Source organism: Streptomyces sp. NPDC003697, from assembly GCF_053587115.1.
Window position 1 is genome coordinate 37122 of record NZ_JBSFNN010000053.1, and the last position, 10121, is coordinate 47242.

Below are 10121 nucleotides of genomic sequence, written 5' to 3' on the forward strand. Positions count from 1 at the left end.
GACGGCGGAGCCGGTCATGGCTTGAAGTCGACGGGCAGGTTCGCGGGCCGCGCCCCGGTCGGCGGCACCTGGAGGGTCTTCAGCGCGAACTCCATGACCTGCTTGTAGATCGGGCCGCAGATCTGACCGCCGAAGTAGCTGCCTCTCGTGGCGTTCTGGATCGCGCAGTACACGGTCACGCGCGGGTTGTCGGCGGGGGCGAACCCGGCGAACGAGGAGGTGTAGCCGCGGTACTTGCCGGTGGCCGGATCCACGCGGTTGGCCGTACCCGTCTTGCCCGCGACGCGGTAGCCGGGGATGCGCGCCCTGGTGCCGGTGCCCTGTTCGTCGTCCACCACGGACTCCAGCATCCGGGCGAGCTCCTTGGCCGTCCTCGCGCTCACGACCCGGGTCCGGTCCGGCTTCGGGGCGGGCGTGAAGTGCCCGTCGGCCCCCTTGGTGCCGCGCACCAGGGTGGGCTCCACGCGGACGCCGCCGTTGGCGATCGTCGAGTAGACGGACGCTGCCTGCATCGCGTTGATGGAGAAGCCCTGGCCGAAAGGGATCGTGTACTGCTGCGAGGTGGACCACTTGTCCGGCGGCGCGAGGATGCCCCGGGTCTCCCCGGGGAAGCCGAGTCCGGTCGGTTCGCCGATGCCGAACTTGCGCAGGTAGGAGTAGAGGACCTTGTTGGCCTGCCGCTGCGTCCTGCCGAGCTGGCCGGTGGCCAGGATCGTGCCGATGTTGCTGGATTTGGCGAGGACGCCGTTGAGCGTCAGGTTCCAGGTGTCGTGGTCGACGTCGTCCTGGAAGAGGCGGTCGCCGCGGTGCAGCCGGTTGGGCACGACGACGTGCGTGAGCGGTTCGGCCGCGTTCTCCTGCAGGACGGCGGCCATCGACATGACCTTGGCGGTGGAGCCGGGCTCGTAGGCGTCCTGCAGGGCGGCGTTGCCCAGGGCGGCCGGGTCGGCGTGGGCGAGGTCGTTGGGGTCAAAGCCCGGCGAGTCGGCCATGGCGAGGATCTCGCCGGTCCGGGTGTCCTGCACGATCACGTAGCCGCGGTCGGCGCCGGACTTCTCCACCTGCTCGGTGATGGCGTTCTGCGCGGCCCACTGGATGTCGCGGTCGACGGTGAGCTCGACGTCGGAGCCGGGCACCGCCGGGGTCTCGGTGGACCCCACGGTCGGCACCTCGTGGCCGCCGGACTGGGCGTAGCGGATGCTGCCCTCCTTGCCGGCCAGCTCCGCCTCCATCTGCTGCTCGACGCCGCCGCCGCCCCTGCCCTCGGCGTTGACCCAGCCCAGTATCCCGGCGGCGAGGTCGCCGTTGGGGTACACGCGCTTGCTGCTGGGGTCGGAGAAGACGCCGGCGAGGACGTTGACGGTGGTCCTGTCCGTCTGGGACTTCTTTGCCAGCGCGGTCTTCAGGTCCTTGATCTGCTTCCAGACCTCGGGGGTCTGGCGGCGGGCCAGGAGCACGTACCGGGTGTTCTGCGTCCGCAGCTTCCTGGCGATCCCGGCCTGGTCCTGGCCGAGGATCGGGGCGAGCAGGGCGGCCGCCTGCTCGGGACCGTCGCCGATCTTCAGTTCCTCGGCCGTGAACATCGTGGGGTCGGCCGTGATGTCGTCCGCGTCCACGCTGATGGCCAGGGCGACGCCGTTGCGGTCGGTGATGCCGCCCCGCTCGGCGGCGATGGTGTGGACGACGTACCGGTTCTGGTCGGCCTTGGCGGCGTACGCGCCGGCGTCGACGGCCTGCACCTGCAGCAGCCGTCCGACGAAGACGAGCAGCACCAGGGTCAGCGCGAGGGTGACCAGGCGCAGTCGCGGGCGCGGGCTGCCCAGCCGGATGGCCTTGGGAGGCGCGGGCCTGCGGGCCGGGCCGGGGCGGCGCGCCGGACGGACGCCGGGTGCGGGACCGCGCCGGTTTCCCGGGCGGGACGGCCTGGCGGGTCCGGGCACGCGGCGACGCGGCGGTTCCCTGTCGGACACTTCCGTCACCTGCCGGGGGTCGGGGTCGTGGCGGGCTGGGGTACGGCGGGGGCGGCCGTGACGCCCGGGCCGGCGGGCGGGACGTCCACCGGGCCGGCCGGCGGTGTGCCCAGGGGGTCCGCCGCGGGCGCACTCTGCCCGGGGTAGGGCGAGGTGGCCGGCGCTTCCGGGGGCAGCACGTCCGCCGGGTCCTGCAGCGAGGACCGGTCGGCCTGCGCAGGCGAGGGCACGCCGTTCACGGTGCCGTCGGGGTCGAGGAAGGCCGGGTCGCCGCCGGGCACCATGCCGAGCTCGCGGGCGCGGCGCTGCAGGGCGTCGGGGGCGGAGTAGGAGTCGATGTCCCGCTGCAGGGCCTGTTCCTCGTCGGTGAGGTTCTTGGTGTCCTTCTTGAGGTCGTCGAGCTCGAACGCCCCCTCGCTGAGCGCGGAGTTCAGCACGAGCAGCCCGATGAGACCACCGCCGAGGAGGAGCACGACGAGGAGGACGAAGGGCGTGCGGGCGGCCTGCGCCCGCTTCGCCGGGAAGAGCCGGGCCAGCCGGGCGGCACGCCCCCTCAGTTCGGGTTTCCCGCTCACCGCTCCCCCCGACTCCGCTGGTCCCGCGCGCCCGTCGCGCGGCGGGTGGGGACGTCGCACCCGTACGGCCGTCCCGTCGCCTGGCTCACTCGGCGTCCTCCCTGATGCGCTCGGCCCCGCGCAGCCGCGCGGGTGCCGCTCGCCGGTTCTCCGCGATCTCTTCCTCGGTGGGAAGTTCGGCACCCCGGGTGAGCAGCTTGAGCCGGGGCTGGTAGCGCTCGGGCACGACCGGCAGCCCCGGCGGCGCGGTGATGGCGGCGCCGGCCGCGAACACCTGCTTCACCAGACGGTCTTCCAGCGAGTGGTAGGACAGCACGGCGATCCGCCCGCCGACGGCGAGCGCCCCGACCGCGGCAGGGACCGCCCGTTGCAGGACCGTGAGTTCGCCGTTGACCTCGATGCGCAGCGCCTGGAAGGTGCGCTTGGCCGGGTTGCCGCCGGTGCGCTTGGCGGCCTGCGGAAGCGCGTCGCGGATCAGCTCCACCAGGCGGGCGCTGTTGGTGAACGGCTCCTTGTCGCGCTCGCGCACGATCGCGGCCACGATCCGCTTGGCCTGCTTCTCCTCGCCGTAGGCCCGCAGGATGCGGACCAGTTCGCCGGCCGGGTAGGTGTTGAGGACCTCGGCGGCGCTGAGGCCGGTCGTCTGGTCCATGCGCATGTCCAGGGGGGCGTCCTGGGCGTAGGCGAAGCCGCGGTCGGCCTCGTCGAGCTGCATGGAGGAGACGCCGAGGTCGAACAGGACGCCCTGCACGCGCGGGACGTCGAGGCGGTCGAGCACCTCGGGCAGCTCGTCGTAGACGGCGTGCACCAGGGTGGCCCGCTCGCCGAAGGGGGCGAGGCGCTCCCCGGACAGGCGCAGGGCCTCCTTGTCGCGGTCCAGGCCGATGAGCCGGGCGTCGGGGAAGCGGGTGAGCAGGGCCTCGCTGTGGCCGCCGAGGCCGAGGGTGCAGTCGACGACCACCGCTCCCGGCCGCTCCAGGGCGGGCGCCAGCAGGTCCAGGCACCGGCGGAGCATCACGGGGACGTGCCGGGTGTTGCCCTCCCGTCGCCCGCCACCACCCTCGTACGGAAGCGCTTCGCGCCCGTTCATTTCCTGGGCCCTCTCAGATCCGGCGCCGCGGTACGCACCGCCGGGTCCCCGCCCTGTCCCGGCGGCGCCGGGATGGTCCCCGGTGAAGGGGAGGCCGCCGGCGCCGGAGGCGTCAGCCGACCGGGAGCGGGAGGAGGTCGAGCCGTGCGTACGCGCCGCGCACGCGAGGAGACCGTCCGTGCGGGTGCCGGGGTCTCCGGGGGAATGCAGTCCAGCAGGGAGGGCCGCGCCTCCCGCTTCGCGTCACTTTAGTCCACCGTGTCTCCCGGTCAATCAACCGGCCTGCGCGTCGCCCGCCCCGGCGGCGGCGACACGCCGCCCCGCCCGGATTCACCCGGATGGCGGCGCTGGCGCTGGGTGTGGAGTCGCTCACAACGAGCCACGATGGCGTTCTTTGTCCCCCCTCACGGCAGGACCGGAGCACCTGCGACCAGTACCGTCATGAGTATGACGACTTCTGCAGCAGCTCCCTCCGGATCCGAAGGCGCCATGGCGCGCGGCGCGGTCACCGACCGGCTCGTGGAGGCCAACGGGCGCTACGCCGCCGCGTTCACCGACCCCGGCATGGACGCCCGGCCCGTCCTGCACGTCGCCGTGGTGGCGTGCATGGACGCGCGCCTCGACCTGCACGCCGCGCTGGGCCTGGAGCTCGGCGACTGCCACACCATCCGCAACGCGGGCGGCGTCGTCACCGACGACGTGATCCGCTCCCTGACCATCAGCCAGCGGGCGCTCGGCACCCGCAGCGTCGTCCTCATCCACCACACGGGCTGCGGTCTGGAGTCCCTCACGGAGGAGTTCCGGCACGAGCTGGAGATGGAGGTCGGTCAGCGTCCCGCCTGGGCCGTGGAGGCGTTCCGCGATGTCGACCAGGACGTCCGGCAGTCGATGCAGCGCGTGCGCACCTCGCCGTTCCTGCTGCACACCGACGACGTGCGCGGCTTCGTCTTCGACGTCAGGACGGGGCTGCTGCGCGAGGTCGACCCCGCCTGATCCCGCGCGCCCGCCCCGGAACTCCACGGCACCCGCCTCGCCGTCCACAAAAGGTCCTAAGACCTGACAGATCGCGGCCACTTGTCCACAGGCGAGTGACACGAACCGGTAACGGCAACAAGAATGCGGGGTGCGGCGTCGCGCGGGGGTTGCCCCGCGCGGTGCCGGGTTTCGGGGTGGGCCGGGCGGCACAGCGGCGCGTCGGTCCGGGAAAGTTGGGGAATCCCCTGCTCCTTCGGAGTTCGGGGAAGGGCCGAGGAGGGCCGGGTGACGACCTATGACGAGCGAGCGGGCCACGGGGGTGCCTCCGCCGGAGCGTATGCGAGGGTGGGGGACGATCTGACCGCCACCGTGGAGCGTGTGCGCGGTTCGGTGGAAGCAGTGATCGAGGGCAAGCCCGAGGTCGTACGGCTTTCGCTGACCGTGCTGCTCGCCGGGGGGCACCTCCTGATCGAGGACGTCCCGGGCGTGGGCAAGACGATGCTCGCCAAGGCGCTGGCACGGTCCATCGACTGCTCGGTACGGCGCATCCAGTTCACCCCCGACCTGCTGCCGTCGGACATCACCGGCGTGTCCATCTGGGACCAGCAGCGCAGGGACTTCGAGTTCAAGCCGGGTGCCATCTTCGCGCAGATCGTGATCGGCGACGAGATCAACCGCGCCTCGCCCAAGACGCAGTCGGCGCTGCTGGAGTCGATGGAGGAGCGCCAGGTCACCATCGACGGGCAGACCTACGAGCTGCCCAGCCCGTTCATGGTGGTGGCCACGCAGAACCCGGTCGAGATGGAGGGCACCTACCCGCTGCCCGAGGCCCAGCGCGACCGCTTCATGGCCCGCGTCTCCATCGGCTACCCGAGCGCGGACGCCGAGCTGCAGATGCTGGACGTGCACGGCGGGGTGAGCCCCCTGGACGATCTCCAGCCGGTCGCCCACGCGGACGAGATCGTCAAGCTGGTCGAGGCCGTGCGCGGGGTCCACGTGGCCGAGACGGTCCGGCGCTACGCCGTGGACCTGGTCGCCGCCACCCGCACCCACCCCGACCTCAGACTCGGCGCCTCCCCGCGCGCCACCCTGCACCTGCTGCGCGCCACCAAGGCGTCCGCCGCCCTCAGCGGCCGGGACTACGCCCTGCCGGACGACGTGCAGGACCTCGCCGTCGCCGTCCTGGCCCACCGGCTGCTGCCGACGGCCCAGGCCCAGCTCCACCGCCGCACCGCGGAACAGGTCGTCCACGACATCCTGCGGCACACACCGGTGCCGGGCTCGCCGCAGGCCGGCGGCTTCGGCCCGGGCCGCGGGGCCACCGCGCTGGGCGAGCAGCCGCCGCGGACACTGTGATGGCCGACGCGGGGATGCCGCCCGCGGAGGACGACCGGGACGGCCGGGGCGGGGTCCGCACCGCGCTCGCCGGTCTGACCACCCGCGGACGCTCCTTCCTGGCCGCCGGGATCGCGGCCGCGATATGCGCCTACGTCCTCGGGCAGAGCGACCTGCTGCGGGTGGGCCTGCTGCTCGCCCTGCTCCCCCTGATCTGCGCGACCGTGCTGTACCGCACCCGCTACCGGGTGGCCGGCACCCGTCGCCTCTCCCCCGCGCGGGTGCCCGCCGGCAGCGAGGCCCGGGTGCACCTGCGCATGGACAACGTCTCCCGCCTGCCCACCGGTCTGCTGATGCTCCAGGACCGGGTGCCGTACGTGCTCGGGCCCCGGCCGCGCTTCGTGCTCGACCGGGTGGAGCCGGGCGGGCGCCGCGAGGTGTCCTACCGCGTCCGCTCGGACCTGCGGGGCCGCTATCCGCTGGGCCCGCTGCAGCTGCGCCTGACCGACCCGTTCGGCATGTGCGAGCTGTCCCGTTCGTTCTCCACCCACGACACGCTGACCGTCGTCCCGCGGGTGGAGCCGCTGCCGCCGGTGCGGCTGGGCGGCGAGACCCAGGGCTACGGCGACGGGCGGCAGGGCTCGCCGGCCCTGGCGGGCGAGGACGACGTCATCCCGCGCGGGTACCGCCACGGCGACGACCTGCGCCGGGTGCACTGGCGCTCCACCGCGCGCTACGGCGAGCTGATGGTGCGCCGGGAGGAGCAGCCGCAGCGCGCCCGCTGCACGGTGCTCCTGGACACCCGGGCCGTCGCCTTCCAGGGCTCGGGTCCCGACTCGGCCTTCGAGTGGGCGGTGTCGGGCGCCGCGTCGGTCCTGGTGCACATGATCGAGCGGGGCTTCTCGGTGCGGCTGCTGACGGACACGGGCAGCTCGGTGCCCGGCGAGGGTGCCGACGGCTTCGCGGGCGCCGGCCAGGAGCCGGCGGACGCCGCCGGGCTGGTGATGGACATGCTCGCGGTGATCGACCACTCGGACGGCGCCGGTCTCTCGCGTGCCGACGACGTGCTGCGCGCGCATTCCGGCGGGCTGCTGGTGGCCTTCCTCGGCGATCTCGACGAGGAGCAGGCGGCGATGGCGGCCAGGATGCGCCGGCGCGGCGCGGGCGCGATCGCGTTCGTGCTGGACAGCGATGCGTGGGTACGGGAGCCGGGTGACGGGCCCGGTCCCGGAGACGGCGCCGGGGAGCGGCTGCGGACGCTGCGTGAGGCGGGCTGGACCGTGGTGGACGTGCCCCGGGGCGCCTCGCTCACAGAGGTGTGGCGTCAGGCGGACCGGGAGCGGACGGGTGCCGGTGCGACGAGCGGGGCGGGCAGCGGGGAGGAGCGGTCGTGAGTGGCCGGACACGTATGGCGCTGTGCGCCGCGGCGGCCACGCTGATGACGGCGTGCGCCCTGCTGCCGCTGGTCGACCGGACGACGTGGATCCTGCAGGCCGGCCTGCTGCTGACGGTGCAGGCCGGGGTGGGTGCGGCGACCCGCCGGGGGCCGCTGCCACGGCCCCTGACCGTGGCGGCGCAGGTGCTCGTCACGGTGGTGCTGCTGACCGCCGTCTTCGCCCGCGATCGTGCCTACGCCGGGCTGGTCCCGGGGCCGGACGCCCTGGGGCAGCTCGCCGATCTGCTGCGGGAGGGCGCCGACGACGTCGGGCAGTACGCGATACCGGCGCCGCTGAGCGCGGGCATCCGGCTGATGCTGGTCGGGGGCGTGCTGCTGATCGGGCTGCTCGTGGACATGCTCGCGGTCACCTTCCGCCGCGCCGCTCCCGCGGGCCTGCCGCTGCTCGCGCTGTACTCGGTGGCCGCGGGCCTGTCCGACAGCGACGCCGACTGGCTGTGGTTCCTGGTCGCCGCCACCGGCTATCTGATGCTGCTGCTCGCCGAGGGCCGGGACCGGCTCGCGCAGTGGGGCCGGGTGTTCGGCGCGGGGCCGCGCTCCCCGGGCGGTCCCGAACGCGGCGGTCCGGCGGCGCCGCTGCGTACCGGGCGGCGTATCGGCGTGCTGGCGCTGGGTCTCGCCGCGCTGCTGCCGCAGGTGGCCCTGCCGTCGATGGGCGGCGGGCTGCTGAACGCCGCCGGGGAGGGCGTGGGGCCGGGCTCCGGGGGCGGCGGCACCATCTCCGCGGTGAACCCGCTGGTGTCGCTGCGCGACAGCCTCAACATCGACGAGGACCGCACGGTCCTGACCCTGCGCACCGACAGCCAGAACGCGTCGGACCTGTACCTGCGGATCGTGTCCCTGGACGAGTTCGACGGCACCACCTGGAAGCCGTCCCAGCGCCACATCGTCGGGCTGCCCGACCCCTTCCCCACGCCGGCCGGCCTGGGCCCCGACGTGGACCGGACGGAGATCTCGACGACGGTGGCGACCGCGGACTGGTACGCCCAGGACTGGCTGCCGATGCCGTATCCGCCGAGCGGGGTGCGGATCAAGGGAAGCTGGCGCTACGAACCCGTCGGGATGACACTGGTCGGCGACCACGGCCAGAACACCCGCGGGCTGACGTACCGGGTCAAGAGCCTCGACGTACGGCCGACGGCTGAGCAGCTCGCCACGGCCCCGCAGGCGCCCGAGCCCCTGCTGAGGGAGTACACCAAGGTGCCCGCCTCCCTGCCCGGAGGGGTCGCCGCGACCGCCCGGGAGGTCACCGACGGCGCGGCGAACCCCTACGAGCGGGCCGTCAGGCTCCAGGACTGGTTCGCCGTGACGGGCGGCTTCCAGTACGACACGGACGTCGAGGTGGGCAGCGGCCCGCAGGCGATCGAGCGGTTCCTGAAGGACCGCCGCGGCTTCTGCGTGCACTACTCCTTCGCGATGGCCGCGATGGCCCGCACGCTCGGCATCCCGGCCCGGGTCGCGGTGGGCTTCGCGCCGGGCTCCATGCAGGCCGACGGCACGATGACGGTGGGGCTGAAGGACGCGCACGCCTGGCCCGAGCTGTACTTCGAGGGGGTCGGCTGGACCCGCTTCGAGCCCACCCCGACGCGCGGCACGATGCCGTCGTACACCCGGCCCGACGCCCCCGGCACCACCCTGCCGGATCCGGCGGCACCGTCCGACGAGGCGAGCGCGGCGCCCTCCGCGGCCCCCCCGGCGGACCAGAGCTGCCCCCCTCAGATGAAGCGGCTGCAGGAGTGCGCGAGCGGGTCCCCGCAGGTCGGGCTGGGCGGGGACGGCGGCGGCCCCAGGTGGTACGAGGTCCTGGCCTGGACACTGGGCGCCCTGGCCGCCCTCGCGCTGCCGCTGGCGCCGCTGCTGTGGCGCGCCCGGACGCGTGCCGTCCGGCTCGGCGCGCACGGGCACGGCGCCGACGACGCGGCGGTCCACACCCTGGCCGTCTGGCAGGAGGTCACCGACACGGCCTGGGACCACGGGATCCCGCCGGACGAGTCGCAGACCCCGCGCACGGCGGCCGCCCGGATCGTCCGTCTCGGGCACCTCGATCCGCCGGCGGCGGCCTCGGTGCACCGTCTGGCGGACGCGGTGGAACAGGTGCTGTACGCGCCGCACCCGCGCCCCACGGCGGGGCTGGCCGAGGAGGCCCGCCGCGTGGCCGAGGGCCTGCGCGGCGGGGCCGGCCGCGGTGCCGCGCTGCGCGCCAGGTTCGCCCCCCGCTCCAGCGCCCGGTTGGTCTGGGCGATCTCCGCCCGGTGGGCCGCACTCACGGCCCGGGCGGCGGCGGCCCGCCCGACGCTGCGGGGACGCCCGATGGGCAGACCGTCACCGGGCGTCCCACCGGGGAGGCGAAGCTGAGGCGCTGAGCGGCTGTGGGGCGGAAGGGGCGGCGGGCCTGCCCGCGGGACGCCCGGCGCGGGCCGGGCGAAGCCGTTCCGGGGCGCGCGACACGTCCGGGTGAGCCGCTCCGGGGCACGCAGTGCGGGCCCCGTGAGCCGCCCCGGGGTACGCCGGCGCCGGCCGGAGGGAGCCGCGCCCGGGGGAGCCGTGCCGGGGCGCGCCGCACCGGCCGGGCAGAGCCGGCGCCTTGGCAGGCAGCGTTGGCCCGTCAGGGGGCGGCGTCCGGTGCCATGCTCTCGGCGTGCCGGCCGGACGCCCTCGTACGGGATGTACTCGGGCTTCCGGCCGGTGCGGCGAATGGGGGGTACCCCCTGCTCGAGCGG

At 74.5% G+C, this 10121-nt stretch carries 7 protein-coding genes; 4 read left to right on the top strand and 3 right to left on the bottom strand.

Annotation, left to right across the window (positions count from 1 at the left end; genetic code table 11):
• Window positions 1-14: 14 nt before the first annotated feature.
• The 3 genes from ACWDNY_RS20870 to rsmH form a co-directional block, all read right to left on the bottom strand.
• Window positions 15-1970 (bottom strand): peptidoglycan D,D-transpeptidase FtsI family protein, encoded by a 1956-nt coding sequence (locus tag ACWDNY_RS20870; RefSeq protein ID WP_451647274.1) that lies wholly within the window; start codon window positions 1968-1970, stop codon window positions 15-17.
• A gap of 5 nt (window positions 1971-1975) precedes the next feature.
• Entirely contained in the window at window positions 1976-2545 is a 570-nt protein-coding gene (locus ACWDNY_RS20875) for a septum formation initiator family protein (RefSeq protein ID WP_451647275.1), read from the bottom strand.
• An 85-nt stretch (window positions 2546-2630) separates the two neighbouring features.
• Window positions 2631-3635: a 16S rRNA (cytosine(1402)-N(4))-methyltransferase RsmH gene (rsmH, locus tag ACWDNY_RS20880; RefSeq protein ID WP_451647276.1), complete on the bottom strand. Its 1005-nt coding sequence runs from the start codon at window positions 3633-3635 to the stop codon at window positions 2631-2633.
• Window positions 3636-4082: 447 nt separating this feature from the next.
• Between rsmH and ACWDNY_RS20885 the strand changes: the two genes are divergently transcribed.
• From ACWDNY_RS20885 to ACWDNY_RS20900, 4 genes are all read left to right on the top strand, one after another.
• Entirely contained in the window at window positions 4083-4628 is a 546-nt protein-coding gene (locus ACWDNY_RS20885; protein WP_451647277.1) for a beta-class carbonic anhydrase, read from the top strand.
• A gap of 267 nt (window positions 4629-4895) precedes the next feature.
• Entirely contained in the window at window positions 4896-5966 is a 1071-nt protein-coding gene (locus ACWDNY_RS20890; protein ID WP_451647278.1) for an AAA family ATPase, read from the top strand.
• Entirely contained in the window at window positions 5966-7339 is a 1374-nt protein-coding gene (locus tag ACWDNY_RS20895; RefSeq protein WP_451647279.1) for a DUF58 domain-containing protein, read from the top strand. The genes ACWDNY_RS20890 and ACWDNY_RS20895 overlap by 1 nt, the downstream gene beginning before the upstream one ends.
• A complete protein-coding gene (locus tag ACWDNY_RS20900; RefSeq protein ID WP_451647280.1) occupies window positions 7336-9756 on the top strand; it encodes a transglutaminase TgpA family protein in 2421 nt (806 codons plus the stop codon). Before ACWDNY_RS20895 ends, ACWDNY_RS20900 begins: the two co-directional genes overlap by 4 nt.
• The last annotated feature ends 365 nt before the right edge of the window (window positions 9757-10121 follow it).